The 18,936-nt window shown below is 40.7% G+C and carries 18 protein-coding genes; 13 read left to right on the forward strand and 5 right to left on the reverse strand.

Going from position 1 to position 18,936, the window contains the following annotated elements; translation table 11 throughout:
• Positions 1-3: 3 nt before the first annotated feature.
• The 3 genes from recF to dnaA all read right to left on the reverse strand — a co-directional run bounded on the left by recF (position 4) and on the right by dnaA (position 3,689).
• Positions 4-1,086, reverse strand: coding sequence for a DNA replication/repair protein RecF (recF, locus tag ORI98_RS13595; RefSeq protein WP_261299166.1), 1,083 nt, complete (start codon positions 1,084-1,086; stop codon positions 4-6).
• Between the two features lie 94 nt (positions 1,087-1,180).
• The gene (dnaN, locus tag ORI98_RS13600) at positions 1,181-2,281 is read right to left on the reverse strand and encodes a DNA polymerase III subunit beta (protein ID WP_306135563.1); all 1,101 of its coding nucleotides are present in this window, start codon (positions 2,279-2,281) and stop codon (positions 1,181-1,183) included.
• Positions 2,282-2,300: 19 nt separating this feature from the next.
• Complete coding sequence (gene dnaA, locus ORI98_RS13605; protein ID WP_188843244.1) at positions 2,301-3,689, reverse strand: chromosomal replication initiator protein DnaA; 1,389 nt, start codon at positions 3,687-3,689, stop codon at positions 2,301-2,303.
• A gap of 446 nt (positions 3,690-4,135) precedes the next feature.
• Here dnaA and rpmH point away from each other — a divergent pair, with 446 nt between their 5' ends.
• From rpmH to ORI98_RS13635, 6 genes are all read left to right on the forward strand, one after another.
• A complete protein-coding gene (gene rpmH, locus ORI98_RS13610; protein WP_006083827.1) occupies positions 4,136-4,273 on the forward strand; it encodes a 50S ribosomal protein L34 in 138 nt (45 codons plus the stop codon).
• Between the two features lie 15 nt (positions 4,274-4,288).
• Entirely contained in the window at positions 4,289-4,645 is a 357-nt protein-coding gene (rnpA, locus tag ORI98_RS13615; RefSeq protein WP_188843242.1) for a ribonuclease P protein component, read from the forward strand.
• Positions 4,612-4,866 carry a membrane protein insertion efficiency factor YidD gene (gene yidD / locus ORI98_RS13620; RefSeq protein ID WP_261299164.1) on the forward strand — a complete coding sequence of 85 codons (255 nt, stop codon included), beginning with the start codon at positions 4,612-4,614 and terminating at the stop codon, positions 4,864-4,866. The genes rnpA and yidD overlap by 34 nt, the downstream gene beginning before the upstream one ends.
• Before the next feature lie 3 nt (positions 4,867-4,869).
• Positions 4,870-6,495: a membrane protein insertase YidC gene (gene yidC / locus ORI98_RS13625; protein ID WP_306135564.1), complete on the forward strand. Its 1,626-nt coding sequence runs from the start codon at positions 4,870-4,872 to the stop codon at positions 6,493-6,495.
• Between the two features lie 91 nt (positions 6,496-6,586).
• Entirely contained in the window at positions 6,587-7,948 is a 1,362-nt protein-coding gene (mnmE, locus tag ORI98_RS13630; RefSeq protein WP_306135565.1) for a tRNA uridine-5-carboxymethylaminomethyl(34) synthesis GTPase MnmE, read from the forward strand.
• 12 nt (positions 7,949-7,960) lie between these two features.
• On the forward strand, positions 7,961-8,596 hold the full coding sequence (locus tag ORI98_RS13635) for a PolC-type DNA polymerase III (protein WP_306135566.1): 636 nt from the start codon (positions 7,961-7,963) through the stop codon (positions 8,594-8,596).
• 19 nt (positions 8,597-8,615) lie between these two features.
• Here ORI98_RS13635 and ORI98_RS13640 read toward each other — a convergent pair whose 3' ends face one another.
• The gene (locus ORI98_RS13640; protein WP_306135567.1) at positions 8,616-9,485 is read right to left on the reverse strand and encodes a LysR substrate-binding domain-containing protein; all 870 of its coding nucleotides are present in this window, start codon (positions 9,483-9,485) and stop codon (positions 8,616-8,618) included.
• A 190-nt stretch (positions 9,486-9,675) separates the two neighbouring features.
• Here ORI98_RS13640 and ORI98_RS13645 point away from each other — a divergent pair, with 190 nt between their 5' ends.
• Positions 9,676-10,806: an S-(hydroxymethyl)glutathione dehydrogenase/class III alcohol dehydrogenase gene (locus ORI98_RS13645; protein WP_306135568.1), complete on the forward strand. Its 1,131-nt coding sequence runs from the start codon at positions 9,676-9,678 to the stop codon at positions 10,804-10,806.
• Between the two features lie 265 nt (positions 10,807-11,071).
• The gene (fghA, locus tag ORI98_RS13650; RefSeq protein ID WP_306135569.1) at positions 11,072-11,920 is read left to right on the forward strand and encodes an S-formylglutathione hydrolase; all 849 of its coding nucleotides are present in this window, start codon (positions 11,072-11,074) and stop codon (positions 11,918-11,920) included.
• 122 nt (positions 11,921-12,042) lie between these two features.
• On the opposite strand, the gene ORI98_RS13655 is transcribed toward fghA, so the two are convergent.
• Positions 12,043-13,407 carry a sodium:alanine symporter family protein gene (locus ORI98_RS13655; RefSeq protein WP_306135570.1) on the reverse strand — a complete coding sequence of 455 codons (1,365 nt, stop codon included), beginning with the start codon at positions 13,405-13,407 and terminating at the stop codon, positions 12,043-12,045.
• Between the two features lie 124 nt (positions 13,408-13,531).
• On the opposite strand from ORI98_RS13655, the gene mioC reads away from it, so the two are divergent.
• The 5 genes from mioC (at position 13,532) to ORI98_RS13680 (ending at position 18,842) form a co-directional block, all read left to right on the forward strand.
• Positions 13,532-13,975: an FMN-binding protein MioC gene (mioC, locus tag ORI98_RS13660; RefSeq protein ID WP_306135571.1), complete on the forward strand. Its 444-nt coding sequence runs from the start codon at positions 13,532-13,534 to the stop codon at positions 13,973-13,975.
• A gap of 508 nt (positions 13,976-14,483) precedes the next feature.
• A complete protein-coding gene (gene mnmG / locus ORI98_RS13665) occupies positions 14,484-16,373 on the forward strand; it encodes a tRNA uridine-5-carboxymethylaminomethyl(34) synthesis enzyme MnmG (RefSeq protein WP_306135572.1) in 1,890 nt (629 codons plus the stop codon).
• 113 nt (positions 16,374-16,486) lie between these two features.
• Entirely contained in the window at positions 16,487-17,107 is a 621-nt protein-coding gene (gene rsmG, locus ORI98_RS13670) for a 16S rRNA (guanine(527)-N(7))-methyltransferase RsmG (RefSeq protein WP_306135573.1), read from the forward strand.
• Between the two features lie 57 nt (positions 17,108-17,164).
• Positions 17,165-17,953 carry a ParA family protein gene (locus ORI98_RS13675; RefSeq protein ID WP_261299153.1) on the forward strand — a complete coding sequence of 263 codons (789 nt, stop codon included), beginning with the start codon at positions 17,165-17,167 and terminating at the stop codon, positions 17,951-17,953.
• 10 nt (positions 17,954-17,963) lie between these two features.
• Positions 17,964-18,842 (forward strand): ParB/RepB/Spo0J family partition protein, encoded by an 879-nt coding sequence (locus ORI98_RS13680; RefSeq protein ID WP_306135574.1) that lies wholly within the window; start codon positions 17,964-17,966, stop codon positions 18,840-18,842.
• Positions 18,843-18,936 lie beyond the last annotated feature (94 nt).

An 18,936-nucleotide genomic window follows, 5' to 3' on the forward strand; every position in this document is an offset into this window, starting at 1 on the left:
TTGTTATTCAATAACCGTTACTTGCCCATGTTCCACATGAAACATCCTGTCGGGAGGGCTTGTTAACGAATCGACTATTGCTGAAGGCTCGATAGCGGTGACAAAAATTTGTGCGCCGGTTTCTGTTAACTGTTTCAACAATAGTTGCCTATGCTGTGCATCCAACTCTGACGGTAAATCGTCTACCAAATAAATACTGTTTTTATTTAGCTGTTGTTTGAGCAACTTTCCCTGTGCAATACGCAGTGCACAGACTAATAATTTTAATTGCCCCCGGGATAACGCGTCCTGCGCAGGTAAAGTACCTACCCTTAACCGTAAATCCGCTTTATGCGGGCCGCTTAAGGTATGTCCGGTGGCTAAATCTCTAGGATATTGGTTTTCAAGTAACTGCGAAAAGTCCGTTTTACTATCCCATCCTCGGGTAAAAGAAACATTGATATTAACCTGAGGTAAAAACTCACTTATTATACTCTTTAGTAGCGCATTTAACGAGTCTACATAGTGATTTCGTATATCAGTGACCTGTTCAGCATACCGCACCAATTCCTTATCCCAAAACTGTATTTGCGAATAGCTTGCTTGATTTCTAAGGAGTTGATTTCTTTGCTTTAAAATGCGCCTAGTATTGACCCAAGCTTGATAAAATTGTGGGTCAGAATGAAATGCGCCCCAATCAATAAATTGTCGCCTAGCTTTAGGACCTTCAAACAATAATGAAAAGCTTTCGGGGGTGATGACCTGTATTGGTAAGGTTTCAGCTAATACCGAAAGTTTTTTAACTTTGTCACCATTTATTTTAACTTCAATCTCACCACTGCGATGGCGTCTTAAACCAATTTTGGTTTGTGATTCATCATCTTCAAGTTGAGCAAATAACATTAAATTATCAGCATCGGTATTAATTACGCGTTGCGACAAATGACTGCGAAATGAACGCCCCATTCCCAAAAAGAAAATCGCTTCTAAAATACTGGTTTTGCCACTGCCATTTTGACCATAAATCAAGTTCAAGCCACTGCCAGTACTAAGGTTAGCAGACAAAATGTTACGAAATGAACTAATGGTTAAACGGCTAAGACTCATGCAGACCTGTAGGTAAATAAATGGCTAGAATAAAAGACAAACAAGGTGCCTTAAGCACCTTGTTAATGATATGAGTTAGACTACCACAATGCGCTTAAAGACGCATAGGCATCACAACATACATAGAGTCTTCTTCTAAATGATTTTCAATTAACGCACTTGAATTACCGTCGATTAAAGTAATACGTACTTCATCACTGGCGAGGTTATTTAAGACATCCAACAAATAACTCACGTTGAAACCAATTTCTAAATTATCTGAGTCGTAATCTACATCAATAATTTCTTCAGCTTCTTCTTGTTCTGGGTTATTTGCGGTAATTTTTAATAAACCCGGTTCAAGCTGAATTCGCACTCCACGGAATTTTTCGTTCGAAAGGATCGAGGCTCGAGTTAAAGCCTGTTTCAATTGGTTACGGCTAGCAATAACAATTTTATTGCCACCTTTTGGTAATACACGGCGATAATCAGGAAAACGTCCATCAACTAACTTACTGGTGAACACGGCATTGGCTGTCACAGCACGAATGGCATTATCACCTATGCTGATAGTGATATCTTGATCTTCACTGTCTAATAGGCGCGACATTTCAACCACACCTTTACGCGGTACAATCACCTGTTTTTCAGGCAATGTTTGTTCAACCTTACGATGACTTAATGCTAGACGATGACCATCTGTGGCAATCGAGCGTAACACATTACCCTCAGTTTCAAATAGCAAGCCATTCAGGTAGTAACGCACATCTTGGTTGGCCATCGAAAATTGAGTGGAATCGATGATCGATTTCAATACGCCCTGCTTTAAGCTAAATTCAATATCAGCTTGAAACGCTTCAACATTCGGATAATCTTCAGCAGGCAAAGTTGCCAATGAAAAACGGCTACGACCAGAAAGCAGTAACCATTTATTATCCTGTTGTTCGATACGCAGTTCAGAAGAATCCGGCAATGACTTTACGATATCTAATAGTTTTTTAGCAGGAACGGTAGTCCGCCCGGTGATAACGTCACCATGAATAGCAGCTTGACCAACAAGTTCCACTTCTAAATCTGTACCTGTTAGCTTAAGTGAGTCTTCACTAACTTCTACAAGTAAATTGGCAAGAATGGGTAAGTTGTGCCTACGTTCCACGGCACCACAAACCAATTGCAATGGCTTTAGCAGTGCATCCCTATCAATTGAAAATTTCATTGTGTCAGTATTCCCTGAATTAAGAAGAGAGCGTTCTAATTAAGTTAGCATAATCTTCTTTAATATCATGACTTTCTTCACGCAACTGCGCAATCTTACGACAGGCATGAAGCACAGTTGTATGGTCACGACCACCAAATGCATCACCAATTTCAGGTAAGCTTTGGTTGGTTAGTTCTTTAGATAACGCCATCGCCACTTGTCTAGGTCTTGCCACACTGCGCGAGCGACGTTTAGACAGCATATCTGCCATTTTTATTTTGTAGTATTCAGCAACGGTTTTCTGAATATTGTCTATAGTGACTAATTTTTCTTGAAGTGCCAAGAGATCACGTAAGGCTTCTCGAACAAAATCAATGGTAATTGGTCTACCAGTAAAGTTAGCATTGGCAATAACGCGGTTTAACGCGCCTTCTAATTCACGCACGTTCGATCGCAAACGCTTAGCAATAAAGAATGCCACTTCATCAGGAAGGTTAATGCCGCTTTCTTGCGCTTTACGCATCAAAATAGCCACACGGGTTTCTAATTCTGGTGGCTCAATCGCCACTGTTAATCCCCAACCGAAACGTGATTTTAAGCGATCTTCCACGCCGTCGATCTCTTTTGGATAACGGTCTGAGGTTAAGATGATCTGATGATTACCTTCTAATAATGCATTAAAGGTATGGAAAAATTCTTCTTGAGAGCGATCTTTATTGGCAAAAAACTGAATATCATCGATAAACAATGCGTCAACACTACGGTAATAGCGTTTAAATTCTTCGATAGCATTGTTTTGCAGCGCTTTAACCATATCCTGAACAAAACGCTCAGAATGCATATAAACCACTTTTGCATTGGGATTATTTTTAATAATGCCATTACCCACTGCATGTAAAAGGTGGGTTTTACCTAAACCGGTGCCACCGTATAAAAACAACGGATTATAAGCGCCACCGGGGTTTTCAGAAACTTGCAAAGCCGCAGCTTTACCTAACTGGTTTGATTTACCTTCTACAAAGTTATCAAACTGATACGTTGGGTTGATATTACTACGATGATTAGCATTTGCTATCGGTTCAGCCTGGGTATTAAAGCTAGTCCCCACACGAGCCTTAGTCTGTTGACCACTGGGTTTAGCATAAACAGGTGCTGACACAACAGGTGTTTGACGGGCAGAAGGACGACTACCAATATCAAAACGCAACTTAGGTGCATTACTGCCCATTTGCTCAGTAAAGAATTGATTAATGATATTGATGTATTTATCACGTACCCAATCCAATACAAATCGGTTTGGAGCGTAAAGGACTAACGTATCACCATCCATTTCAGCTTGTAACGGACGGATCCACATACTGAACTGCTGAGCCGATAATTCGTCTTGCAGTCTACCGATACATTGTTGCCAAAGTGAAACCGCCACTTATATCTTCCCCAAAATAGCTTAACAAAAGGAGATGTATTCTATAGCGAGATCACAAGGATCGCTATCGTTAATCTAATATTTATCCCCAACGCGATCATTGTATGTGGATATCTTCGATCATTAAAGATCAAACTCGATCTAATTTCTGTAAAAATGATGCAAATCCCGCTTTATTAACCGATCCGGATTGATCTATAATGCGCGACCTTTGATCTGTTTTCATTGTTTTAAAACCACTAGATATTGTGTTGGTACACAGAGTTATCCACACTCTATGGTGCTTTTTAGCTAAATTCAGCAAAGAAATATTGGCAGAAATTTATCATATAACCATTTTGGCTGTTGACGCTGAGGGTTAAAGTGATTACAATTCGGCCTCTTTTTTACCCTTACCTCTAATGTTGGAGCTAAGGCAAATTCACTAACAAAGACGGATTGCCATCATGAGTAAACGTACTTTTCAACCTAGCAACCTGAAGCGCAAGCGTTCTCACGGCTTCCGCGCTCGTATGGCCACTGTAGGCGGCCGTAAGGTGCTTGCACGTCGTCGTGCGAAAGGTCGCGCTCGTTTATCTGCTTAATAAGTAGATAACTAGGTGACTAGCTATACCTTTACGCGGGAGTTAAGACTCTTAACTCCCGCGCAATTTAAATCTGTATTCTCCAATCCAATCAAAGCATCCTCTGCTGAAATAACCCTGCTCGCCGTTCCTAATTCAGAGCAACATCCTCGTATTGGTTTAACTGTTGCAAAACGTTTTGTTAAACGTGCTAATCAACGCAACCGAATCAAACGTGTGATAAGGGACAGTTTTCGTTTACATCAACACGACATTCCCAACATAGATATCGTGGTATTAGTCAGAAATGGCGTGATGGAAATGGAAAATGCAGAACTACACAAATTAATAGAAAAGCTATGGCGCAAACTCAGTCGCCGCTACAATGGCTAGCAACCACGTTAATTCGTGGCTATCAACTCATTATTAGCCCTATGATTGGACCGCGTTGTCGATTCAATCCAACATGTTCACATTATGCAATTGATGCAATAAAAATACATGGAACGGCAAAAGGTAGTTGGTTTGCAATCAAACGCATATTAAAATGTCACCCTTTACATCCCGGCGGAAGTGATCCCGTCCCACCCAAAAATGACAGGTGTAATAAATAGGCTATGGAATCTCAACGCAATATATTGCTAATCGGTCTGCTGTTTGTCAGCTTTTTAATGTGGCAACAATGGCAAACAGATAAAGCACCACAACCGGTTGCTACTCAAACCTCATCAGTTGCCGCTTCAACGAATGCGCAACTATCTGATGTACCTGATGCTGATGCTTCTCTTCCTGAAGCTGTAACCGCATCAAAAGAACTCATTACTGTTACCACAGACCAATTAGTATTAAAAATCGATCCAGTCGGTGGTGATATTGTTTACTCTGCATTGGTTGGACATAAAGTCAAAATCGATGAAGAAGAATCTTTTGTGCTGCTTGAGCAAACAAATGATATTTATTATATCGCCCAAAGTGGTTTAATCGGTCGCAACGGTATCGATAGCAGTGCTAAAGGTCGTGCGCATTATTCAAGCCAATCACAGCAATATACCCTAGCAGATGGCCAAGACACTGTTGAAGTACCATTATCATTTGTTGCTGACAATGGTGTGACATATAACAAGGTGTTTATCCTTCATCGCGGTAAGTTCAATGTTGATGTTGATTATCGCATTAACAATACATCAGCTGAATCACTGCAAGTACAAATGTATGGCCAAATCAAGCATAGCATTAAAGAAAGCGAAAGCAGCATGATGATGCCAACATACCGTGGTGCAGCTTTCTCTACAGCTGATACCCGTTATGAAAAATACAGCTTTGAAGATATGGCTGACAAAAACCTAGACAAGAAAACATTAGGTGGTTGGGCAGCAATGCTACAGCACTACTTTGTTTCAGCTTGGGTGCCGCCAGCGAATGATCAAAACACCATTTTCTCTAGTTTAAGTGCTGGTGGTTTAGCTAATATTGGTTTCCGTGGTGCTATTTATGATATTGCTCCGGGTGCTGAACAAACGCTTTCTGCTCAATTTTATGTAGGTCCTAAAGACCAAGAAGCCTTAACCGCTATCTCTGAGTCACTAAACTTAGTAGTTGATTACGGTTTCCTTTGGTGGTTAGCCATCCCGATTCACTGGTTATTGATGTTCTATCAATCCTTTGTGGGTAACTGGGGTGTGGCGATTATTCTAATTACCCTAACAGTACGTGGACTGCTGTACCCGCTAACTAAAGCGCAGTACACCTCTATGGCTAAAATGCGTAACTTGCAGCCTAAATTAGCTGACATGAAAGAGCGTTTTGGTGATGACCGTCAGAAAATGGGTCAAGCCATGATGGAACTGTACAAGAAAGAGAAAGTGAACCCTATGGGTGGCTGCTTACCTATCTTGTTACAAATGCCTATCTTCATCGCATTATACTGGGTATTACTAGAAAGCTATGAATTGCGTCATGCGCCATTCATGCTATGGATTAACGACTTATCAGTGCAAGATCCATACTACGTATTACCATTATTGATGGGTGTGTCTATGTGGTTAATGCAGAAAATGCAACCAATGGCACCAACCATGGATCCAATGCAAGTGAAAATGATGCAGTGGATGCCGGTTATCTTTACCGTGTTCTTCCTATGGTTCCCAGCAGGTCTAGTACTTTACTGGTTAGTAGGTAACTTAGTTGCTATTACCCAGCAGAAGATTATTTATGCCGGTCTTGAGAAAAAAGGCTTAAAATAAGCCAAGCTCAATAAACAACTCATTGTGTAGTTACATTAAAAGGCGGCTTAATTGGCCGCCTTTTCAATTAATGATTTAGCAGGAAATAACCGTGACAACAGATACTATTGTGGCACAAGCTACCGCACCCGGTCGTGGAGGAGTAGGCATCATTCGTGTATCAGGTGATTTAGCCAGTAATGTGGCGACGGCCATTATTGGTCATGTACCGAAAACTCGATATGCCGAATATTGTGATTTTAATAGTAGCGACGGTCAGGTTATCGACCAGGGTATTGCACTATTTTTCAAAGGCCCAAATTCGTTTACCGGCGAAGATGTACTCGAACTACAAGGCCATGGTGGCCAAATAGTGCTTGATATGCTGATCAAACGTGTTATGGAAATAGACGGTATTCGTATTGCTAAACCAGGCGAGTTCAGTGAGCAGGCCTTTTTAAATGACAAGCTTGATCTGACTCAAGCAGAAGCCATTGCCGACTTAATTGATGCCACCAGTGAACAGGCAGCCAAAAGTGCATTGCAATCACTCCAAGGTGAGTTTTCGAAAGAAGTGCATGAATTAGTCGACCAAGTAACTAACCTGCGTTTGTATGTTGAAGCCGCGATTGATTTTCCGGATGAAGAAGTCGACTTTTTATCGGATGGAAAAATTGCCAGTGCCCTTTATAAAATTATTGATAAATTAACGGTTGTGCAAGCCAGTGCCAAACAAGGCTCAATTATTCGTGAAGGCATGAAGGTGGTAATTGCAGGTCGCCCGAATGCAGGTAAATCAAGTTTATTAAATGCCTTAGCGGGTAAAGAATCAGCCATTGTCACAGAAATTGCCGGTACTACCCGTGATGTACTGCGAGAGCACATTCATCTTGATGGCATGCCATTACATATTATTGATACCGCCGGATTACGTGATACTGCTGATACCGTTGAAAAAATTGGTATTGAGCGCGCTTGGGCTGAAATAGCTACCGCTGACAGAGTCCTATTTATGGTTGATGGCACCACAACCGACGCCGTAAACCCGCATGATATTTGGCCCGATTTTATCGACCGTTTACCACCAAAACTCGGTATTACGGTTATCCGCAATAAAGCAGACTTGACCGGCGAGCCGTTAACCATGTCAGAAGAACAAGGTTATGATGTTTACCGTATATCAGCCAAAACAGGCCTAGGTGTTGAAGAGTTAAAACAGCATTTAAAGTCACTAATGGGCTACCAAAGTAACCTTGAAGGTGGCTTTATTGCCCGTCGCCGTCATTTAGAAGCCTTAGACCTAGCTGAAAGCCACTTAATGTTGGGTAAAGAGCAATTAGAAGTATATTTAGCCGGTGAGTTACTGGCCGAAGAACTGCGTATGTGCCAAATGGCGTTATCTGAAATCACCGGTAAATTCACTTCAGACGACCTATTGGGCAAAATTTTTAGCTCGTTCTGTATTGGTAAATAAGGCATAGGCATCATGTTGGCAAATGGCGATATAACGTTAGCAAATAATGTCGTTGTCCTCGATTTTGAAACCACAGGCTTATCACCTGATAACGGTGATAGAGCCATTGAAATCGGTGCGGTGAAAATAGTTAACGGTGAAATCGTTGAGACTTTTCAGTCATTAATGAACCCAGGTAAAAAGGTAAATACTTTTATCGAACAATACACGGGTATCAGTAATGCCATGCTGAGTGAAGCACCAAGCTGTCAGATTGTAATGAACCAGTTTGCTGATTTTATCGGCGACTTTAGCTTAGTTGCCCATAATGCAACTTTCGATAAAAAGTTTTTAGATGCTGAATTAAATTATTGCCAACGCGACTACACTGGCCAATTTGCCTGTTCATTATTACTGTCACGTCGTATTAGCCAAGATGCACCCAACCATAAATTAGGCACCTTAGTTGAATATCATCAGCTGCCTAATGATGGCGTTTTTCATCGAGCTTTAGCTGATGCCACCATGACAGCTCATCTGTGGTTATATCAATTGACACTTATTCAGCAAAAAGTGCCACATGTTGAATTATCGTTTGATGTTATCAATAGATTATCGCGCGTGCCTAAAGCACAAATTAATCAATATTTAAAATCTTTAAAAACCTGATAATTCTATCGCAATAGACTTAAGCCAGTTCTGCGCTCAGCATATCGACCAATAACCTTACTTTAGCGGATAAATGGCGGTTTTGCGGATACAAAGCCCAAATACCCTCTTTTGCTTGCTGAAATGGCGCCAACAGAACCTTTAACTGACCTTGCTTAATGGCATCATTAACATAATAGCCAGGCAACTGTACCACGCCCATTCCACGTAAAGCCGCATCCAGTAAAGTCAGGCCACTGCTGCATTGCAATCGGCCTTGCACCTTAATCACCTTTTCTTTTCCATGCTCATCAAAATGCCAATGGCTATTAGTACCAATCAAACAATGATGCTGATTTAAATCGGCTAAGGTTTCAGGCACACCATATTGTTGCAAATAAGCGGGCGACGCGCACACATATTGGCGGCGACTGGTTAAGCGTTTAGCCACTAAACTCGAGTCCGCTAATCTACCTAAACGAATAGCTAAATCATAGCTGCCATCAACTAAATCGAGTTGCTTATTGGTCAGCTCGCAAATCACTTCCACTTGCGGATATTTTTCCATAAAGTTAACCACAATAGGCATAACAAAACGTTCGCCATAAGTGACAGGTGCCGTCATTCTAATCAAGCCTTGTGGAGATCGATGCAGACTTGAAATAGCACGTTCAGCCTCTTCTAAACCATCTAATACTTGGCGACAATGACGAAAATACACCGCACCTTCTTCTGTTAAAGACACCTTACGGGTGGTGCGATAAAACAACTTGGTCGTTAAGCGATTTTCAAGCTGACTGACTTGACGACTGACTTGTGCGGTAGATATCCCTAAACGGCTGGCCGCCTGCGTAAAACTTTCTGTTTGTGCCACAGCAACAAACTCTACAACCCCATCCCATGGCATCATTATTACATTCTCGTAAAAGTGATTTGCAATTTAAGCTAATTATCAACTGATATAAAACAATTACAATAGCTTTATCATCTACACTGTGTAGATATTTATTTTCATCTATTAGGCTACTGGTTAATGTTTTACAACATGGTCAAATCAAAGCATGCCAAACAACACTCTATATCGATAAAGGAATAAACACATGTCAGCACAATTTATCAAATCAAAAGCCGCTGTTGCCTGGGGTCCCGGACAAGCATTAAAAATTGAAGAAGTCGATGTCATGTATCCAAAAGCAGGCGAAGTGATGGTGAAAATTGTGGCTTCAGGTGTTTGTCATACCGACGCATTTACCTTATCTGGCGATGATCCAGAAGGGGTTTTTCCTGCCATTCTTGGTCATGAAGGTGGCGGGATTGTTCATATGGTAGGTGAAGGTGTTACTAGCGTAAAAGTAGGTGATCATGTTATTCCGCTTTACACCGCTGAATGTGGCAAATGTAAATTCTGTACTTCGGGCAAAACCAACCTGTGTAGTGCTGTACGTGAAACCCAAGGTAAAGGCTTAATGCCTGATGGTACTACGCGTTTTTATAAAGATGGCCAACCTATTTTCCATTATATGGGTTGTTCGACCTTTTCTGAATTTACGGTATTGCCTGAAATATCATTAGCTAAAGTCAATAAAGATGCCCCATTAGAAGAGGTTTGCTTACTGGGTTGTGGCGTGACCACCGGCATGGGAGCGGTGCTGAATACCGCAAAAGTACAACCTGGCGATACTGTGGCTATCTTTGGTTTAGGCGGTATTGGTTTATCGGCTATTATTGGTGCAACAATGGCCGGAGCATCGCGTATTATCGGCATTGATTTAAACGAATCTAAATTTGAATTAGCCAAAAAACTGGGTGCGACAGATTGTATTAACCCAAAAAACTTTGATAAGCCTATTCAGGAAGTTATTGTCGAAATGACTGATGGAGGTGTGGATTTTTCATTCGAATGTATCGGTAATGTCAACGTTATGCGCAGTGCTTTAGAATGTTGTCATAAAGGTTGGGGCGAATCTATTATCATAGGTGTAGCAGGTGCTGGCCAAGAAATTTCAACCCGACCATTCCAATTAGTAACAGGCAGAGTGTGGAAAGGCACCGCATTTGGTGGCGTCAAAGGTCGCAGTCAATTACCCGGCATTGTTGAGCAATATCTCAATGGCGATTTTAAACTGGATCATTTCATCACCCATACCATGGGGCTAGAAGGTATCAATGATGCATTTGAGTTAATGCATAAAGGTGAAAGTATTCGAAGCGTCATTCACTTCAATAAATAATCACTACAGGCATTTGCACTTCCCCTCAGCAACTTATGTGAGCTGAGGGGAATTTATCGATGAATCAAATGTTATTAAGGTCTGTAGAACTTTACTGGTGGAGTTTTGTTCAAGATAAACACGAATTAAGCATGGCGAGTGAACGGCTGCCAAGTAATCTAAGTACAATTCACTCAACAAAGTGTAATGCGTTTTTAGCCTAAACATTCTATCTACAAAGGCCAACAGACTCTAAACCTTCATAGATCAAGACAAAGGAACCAAGATGTCTATCGAACAAGTCAGTTCAACCAAAGTGTTTAATGGTTGGCATAAACAGTTTAGCCATCAGTCTACTAGCACCCAGTGTCAGATGCGATTTGCTATTTTCTTACCACCTCAAGCAGAACAACAAAACGTGCCTGTGCTGTATTGGCTTTCGGGGCTAACCTGCACAGATGAAAACTTTATGCAAAAAGCTGGGGCTTTAAAACTTGCTGCGATGTTGGGGATGGCAATTGTATGTCCAGATACCAGCCCAAGAGGTGAAAACGTTGCCGATGATAACAATGGTGCTTATGACTTTGGCTTAGGTGCAGGCTTTTATCTCAATGCCACTCAAGCGCCCTTCAATGCACATTATAAAATGTATGATTATGTCGTTAACGAATTGCCCGCAATCATTGAAACTCATTTTCCGGTAACCAAGCAACGGGCAATCAGTGGTCATTCTATGGGCGGCCATGGGGCGTTATCGATAGCCTTTAAAAACCTTCAAAAATACACCAGTGTGTCGGCTTTTAGCCCAATTTGTAATCCAATGAACAGCCCTTGGGGTAAAAAAGCATTCAAGGGTTATTTAGGTGTTAACACACAAACATGGTTTGAATATGACAGTTGTGAATTGTTGAAAAAGCTCACTGATCCACAATCGTTTATACCAGCGCTGGTAGATCAAGGCGACAGTGATAATTTTTTAGTTGAACAATTAGCGCCACAAGCTCTAACCCAAGCGGCGGAAGAAGTGGGCTACCCTTTAGTTCTCCGCATGCAACCAGGCTATGATCATAGCTATTACTTTATAGCCAGTTTTATAGAAGAACACCTGCGTTTTCATGCACAACATTTTAGCTAAATTGGCTAAGCGCTAAAGCTATCAATACACTCATAACCGCATGAGTAATGATATTTAAATAAGTAAAATAAAAAGGAATGCATCTGCATTCCTTTTTAAACATTTATGCTTTGAGACTGAAGTTAATTAGATTTTAGTCGCGCAAAATAACTTACGGAGGCAGCCTTCACTTTCGGGGCTAACATGATGGCTGATGTCATTGTAGGAATAGCCATCAAGGCGTATGCCGCATCTATGATATTAACGATTTCCTGTAGACTCGCGGTAGCAGCAAACAAAATGGCCAGTAAATAAAAATATTGGTAATAACGAATCTTACTGCGCCCAAACAAAAATGCAAAACATTGCCCACCATAAAAAGCTTGGGTAAAAATGGTGCTTATACTGAAAAATACCACGCACAGAATCAGTAAATAAGGTCCAACACCAGGCATAGTGACACTGAATGCCTGAGCCGATAAATTAACCCCTTCAGCCTCAGTCCCCTGCCAAACACCTGATATCAATATAATCATTGCCGTGGCGGTACACACCATTAAAGTGTCAATAGCAGGGCCAAGCATAGCCACTAAACCTTCTTTAACAGGTTCATTGGTTTTGGCACAACCATGGGCCATCACCTCGGTACCTATACCCGCTTCATTTGAAAACGCAGCACGACGAATGCCAATTAACATGGTACCTAAAATCCCACCACCAACCGAGTTTAGTGAAAATGCTTCAGTAAAAATAAGCGAAAAGTAACCCGGTATATCAGCTAAATTGGTCGCGATGACATAAAAAGCACAGCTCATATAAATGAAGATCATCAATGGCACCACTTTTGATGCCACGGTAGCAATGCGTTTGATCCCACCTAAAATCACGCTCGCGACAATCAGCATCACAATGATCCCTAACCCCAGATCCACTATAAACGTAGATTGATCTGCCGGAAAATAACCCGGTTTCACGATCAGCCATTCGCGAATAATCTGCACTAATTGATTTGAGTTAAATAAAGGGAAATTACCAACTAAGCCTACAACACAAAAAAATACTGCCAAAAAGTGCCATTTTTTAGACAATCCTTGGGTAATAATGTACATAGGCCCCCCCTGTACATCACCATTTTCATCTTTTCCACGGTACATAATGGCTAAAGTACAGGTAAAAAACTTAGTTGCCATGCCCACTATTGCACTAATCCACATCCAAAAAATAGCACCAGGCCCGCCGACCATTATCGCCACAGCCACGCTACCTATGTTGCCCATCCCCACGGTGCCAGCCATAGCACTTGATAGTGCGCCAGCATGACTAATGTGACCTTCGGCACCATCATCAGGATATTTACCCCGCACAATATTAATGGCGTGACCAATATAACGAAAAGGTACAAAACGAGAGTAAATCAGGAAGAATATTCCGCCCCCCACAAGTAGAATAAGCATATGTGGGCCCCAAGCCATATCGGCAAGTTGCTGAGTAAATTCAACTAAAGTCATAAATAATGTTGCTAAATTGTAAACTGATTAAACTAAAAGTACTGAGTCTCAGCACAAGGTGCAATGAAAAGTTAGTCGTAATAGGGCAAAATAATTCAATATCTTCAACATATTCGGAGTAAGAATGGCAAATATAGCGTTATTAGTAGGCACAACATTGGGGGGAACTGAGTATATTGCTGACGATCTTGCCGCCCAATTAGAAGCAAAAGGTCATCAAACAAGGGTAATGTTAGACCCTAATTTGGCTGAATTAGCAGATTATTCACTGTGGATCTTAGTCTGTTCGACCCATGGAGCTGGCGATCTACCCGATAATATTCAGCCTTTTTACAAACAATTGATGTTAGAAAACCCAGATCTCAGTCGGCATCAGTACGCTTTATGTGCAATAGGAGATTCAAGTTACGATACATTCTGCCAAGGGCCTGAAAAATTAATTTCCCTGTTTGAAGAAGCTGGAGCAAAGGCATTTGTGGATAAGATCCAAATTGATGTACAACGCGATCCCATTCCTGAAGAGCCCGCTTTATCATGGTTATCTGAATGGCAAGAGCAGATCATATAGATCAAGCCTAGAATAACTTTAGTGATAAAAGATCATTAACCCACACTTTAGATCCAGTTTATCCACAAAATGTCATTTTTATTTATAACTTTGTGGATAAGCTATTATTTTATGCGATCATAACTCTGTATTGTTCACCACCCGATCTAGATTAAGATCCCCCCTGTGGATAACCATGCGATCTACCCACATGTTATATCTGGTTTGATCGCGAACTGATCACAGGATTAGGATCGTATAACGCTATAATAATTAATGTAAATTAGCGTTACCCACAGATATTGACGATCCTAATAGTAAACATAATAAGAAGATCTATATAAAGATCTTAAGATCTTTTACTCAAGCCTCTTTGGATCAAACAAGCAAAAATGATCTTTCATGATCAGCCCTGCAAATGCTAAAATGATCCGCTCAATTTGAACTCGGCTGATCCTCGACTCAAACTGAATAATCTTTTTACTCCATTTATTTTTTAATAAATAAAATTAGCTAACGTAGGTCCAAGATGCATTTTCATGAACGGTTTGATGTAATTGTTGTAGGTGGTGGTCATGCCGGAACTGAAGCGGCACTTGCTGCAGCAAGAATGGGATCTAAAACTTTATTGCTGACACACAATATCGATACTTTAGGACAAATGTCCTGTAATCCAGCCATTGGTGGGATCGGTAAAGGTCATTTAGTTAAAGAAATTGACGCCCTAGGCGGCTCAATGGCTATTGCAACTGACTACGCTGGCATTCAATTTAGAACATTAAATTCAAGCAAAGGCCCAGCGGTGCGAGCCACTCGCGCTCAAGCTGATCGCGCTTTATATCGACAAAAGATACAACAAATTCTTCAAAACCAAGTTAACTTACGTATATTTCAACAGGCAGTAGATGACTTAGTTGTTGAAAATAATAAAGTTATTGGTGTTGTTACCCAAATGGGATTAGCATTTGAGGCCCCAGCTGTAGTATTAACGACCGGAACATTTTTAAGCGGTAAAATTCACATTGGATTACAAAATTACAGCGGCGGTCGAGCTGGTGATCCACCGGCTATCGCATTAGCAAATCGCTTACGTGAATTACCAATACGTGTTGGCCGGTTAAAAACAGGTACCCCGCCACGTATTGATGCTAATACCATCGATTTTGACCAAATGACAGAGCAAAAAGGTGATACGCCATTGCCGGTAATGTCATTTTTGGGCGATGTCAGTCAACATCCAAAACAAATTTCTTGTTACATCACTCATACTAACGAAAAAACCCACGATATTATTCGTGGAGGATTAGACAGAAGTCCGATGTACTCTGGTGTTATTGAAGGAATCGGTCCAAGATACTGCCCATCAATTGAAGATAAAATACACCGCTTTGCAGACAAATCCTCTCATCAGATATTTATTGAACCTGAGGGATTAACAACCAACGAAATTTATCCAAACGGTATTTCGACCAGTTTACCGTTTGATGTTCAGTTGAATTTAGTTCGTTCGATCAAGGGGATGGAAAATGCCGAGATCGTTCGTCCAGGCTATGCCATTGAATATGATTACTTTGATCCACGAGATCTTAAAAACTCATTAGAAACCAAAGCGATCAATGGATTGTTTTTTGCTGGACAAATCAATGGTACAACCGGTTATGAAGAAGCGGGTGCACAAGGATTACTAGCAGGAATGAACGCAAGCTTACAAGTGCAAGGTAAAGACAGCTGGTGTCCACGTCGTGATGAGGCTTATCTTGGTGTTTTAGTTGATGATTTATCAACTTTAGGTACCAAAGAACCGTACAGAATGTTCACTAGCCGTGCCGAATATCGTTTGTTATTACGTGAAGATAATGCCGATTTACGTTTAACTGAAAAAGGTCGTGAACTGGGTTTAGTTGATGACGATCGTTGGGCTAAATTCTCTGAAAAACGTGAGTCGATCGAATTAGAATTACAACGTTTACGCAGCCAATGGGTTCACCCAAATTCACCGTTACTTGATGTATTAAATCCACATTTAAATACTCCAATATCACGGGAAGCTAAATTTGAAGATTTGCTGCGTCGTCCTGAAATGGATTATCCAAAGTTAATGTCTTTAGCAGGTTTTGGCCCTGGATTAGAGGACCCTCGTGCGGCTGAACAGGTACAAATTCAGGTAAAATATTCTGGTTATATTCAACGTCAACAGGATGAAGTTGATAAAGCCATTCGTCATGAAAACTCATTACTACCTTTGGATCTTGATTACCAAGAAGTGCCAGGGTTATCAAATGAAGTGATCGCTAAATTGAATAATCATAAACCTGATACCGTTGGCCAAGCGTCTCGAATTTCAGGTATTACACCTGCTGCGATCTCAATTTTGTTAGTCCATTTGAAAAAACGCGGTTTATTAAGAAAAACGGCATAAAATCAAACAAACTGATCAAACTCAATAATAAGGGGAGCCATAAGGCTTCCCTTAGTGCTTTTACGGCTTCATAATACCGAAGCTTATTGGTTTAAATTAAAGAGGCATTATCTGTGTTAGCTGCTCAACTTAGTGATTATTTAGCTGAAATGGACATTTCAGCAACTGAATTACAGCAAAAACAACTTGTTGGCTTTGTTGAAATGCTTAACAAATGGAATAAAGCGTACAATTTAACCTCAGTTCGCTCACCTGAACAAATGTTAATCCGTCATGTGATGGACAGTTTGGTCGTATCACCTTATCTTGAAGGTCAGCGTTTTATTGATGTTGGCACGGGTCCTGGATTACCAGGTATTCCATTAGCTATTTTAAATCCTGATAAAGAATTTGTATTACTAGACAGTTTAGGTAAACGGATCCGTTTTCAAAAACAGGTGCAGTTTGAATTAAAAATTCATAACTTTACCTCGATAGAAAGTCGAGTTGAAGCTTATCAACCCGAACAAAAATTTGATGGTGTATTAAGTAGAGCTTTCGCATCTATTGCTGACATGTTGAATTGGTGTCACCACTTACCTAAAGAAAATGGTTTATTTTATGCCTTAAAAGGTCAGTTAACTGCTGCTGAAATAGCCGCGATACCAGCAGAGTTTAAACTTGTTGATACCATCACCTTAGAAGTACCAAAGCTTGATGAACAGCGACATTTATTAAAATTGGTAAAAGTGTAATACTCACTAGCAGATATACGTATACCGGACATCAATAATTATAAACAGGATGACATTGTGGGTAAAATCATTGCCGTAGCCAACCAAAAAGGTGGCGTAGGAAAAACAACAACTTGCGTAAATTTAGCCGCATCACTTGCCGCCACTAAGCGTAAAGTGTTGTTGATTGATTTAGATCCACAAGGCAATGCCACTATGGGCAGTGGTGTCGATAAATACGAAGTCGAAAATACCGCCTATGAATTATTGGTTGAAGAAAAACCGTTCGAAGAGATAGTGATCAAAAATACTGCGGGTAAATATGATCTGATTGCTGGCAATGGTGATGTTACTGCCGCAGAGATCAAATTGATGGAATTCTATGCCCGTGAGATCCGTTTACGTAACGCATTGGCCCCAATCAGAGATCAATACGATTATATTTTCATTGATTGCCCACCTTCACTAAACATGCTGACGGTAAATGCCATGTCCGCAGCTGATTCTGTACTCGTGCCTATGCAATGTGAATATTATGCATTGGAAGGTCTTACAGCCTTGATTGATACAATAACCAAACTGGGCGCTATGGTTAATCCAACGCTAACAATCGAAGGGATCTTACGCACCATGTATGATCCGCGTAATCGATTATCAAATGATGTATCTGATCAATTAAAACAGCATTTTGGTGAGAAAGTATATCGCACCGTGATCCCAAGAAATATTCGTTTAGCTGAAGCGCCAAGTTTTGGTGCACCTGCCATGTATTATGATAAAAGCAGTGCCGGCGCAAAGGCATATTTGGCTTTAGCGGGTGAAATTATTCGCCGCGCAGAACAGCAAACACCCATTAAAGAAGCGTAGGATTTAAACAATGACGGTAAAAAAACGCGGTTTAGGTAAAGGACTGGATGCCTTACTGAGCCATAGCAATGCAGCAAGTCGAAAATCTGATATTCAGCAATCTGAAAATACAACTGACAATGAGTTAATTCATCTCGATTTAGACCTATTGCAACCTGGCAAATATCAACCGCGTAAGGATATGTCACCAGAGGCATTAGAAGAATTAGCTGAATCAATTCGCTCACAGGGGATTATTCAACCAATTGTTGTGCGAAAAGTGTCAGAGTTTAAATATGAAATTATTGCTGGCGAACGTCGTTGGCGAGCAGCTCAACTTGCTAAACTAAATAAAGTACCTTGTTTGGTTAAACAGGTTGCCGATGATGCTGCAGTGGCAATAGCCTTGATTGAAAATATTCAACGTGAAGATCTTAATGCAATGGAAGAAGCGATTGCATTACAGCGGCTATTAACCGAGTTTGAGTTAACCCATCAACAAGTTGCCGATGCAGTCGGTAAATCACGTGCATCAGTCTCTAATTTATTACGTTTAAATAGCTTAAATGAGCCCGTAAAACGTTTATTAGAATATGGTGATATTGATATGGGACATGCGCGGGCATTGTTGGCTATTGAAGGTGATGAGCAAACTAATCTGGCTAGATTAGTTGCATCAAAAGAAATGACTGTTCGAGAAACGGAACGATTAGTCAGTAAAGCATTAAATCCGGCTAAAACCCCTGAAACTCCAACTAAAGATCACGATGTAAGCCGCTTGGAGCAACAGTTAATTGAGAAATTAGGGGCTAAAGTTGCCATTAATCATGGCGCTAAAGGCAAAGGGAAAATTGTAATTAATTACCAAAACCTCGCTGAATTAGACGGTATTCTGAATAAAATTCACTAAATTTTAACAAAATTTCATTTCATCAGTAAGTTTGTGACACAGCTATAATTTTTGTTTTCGCAGTTCTAGACGCAAATCACCTTTAAAATAGCTG

The organism is Shewanella sp. ULN5, from assembly GCF_030731885.1.
GTDB lineage: Bacteria > Pseudomonadota > Gammaproteobacteria > Enterobacterales > Shewanellaceae > Shewanella > Shewanella holmiensis.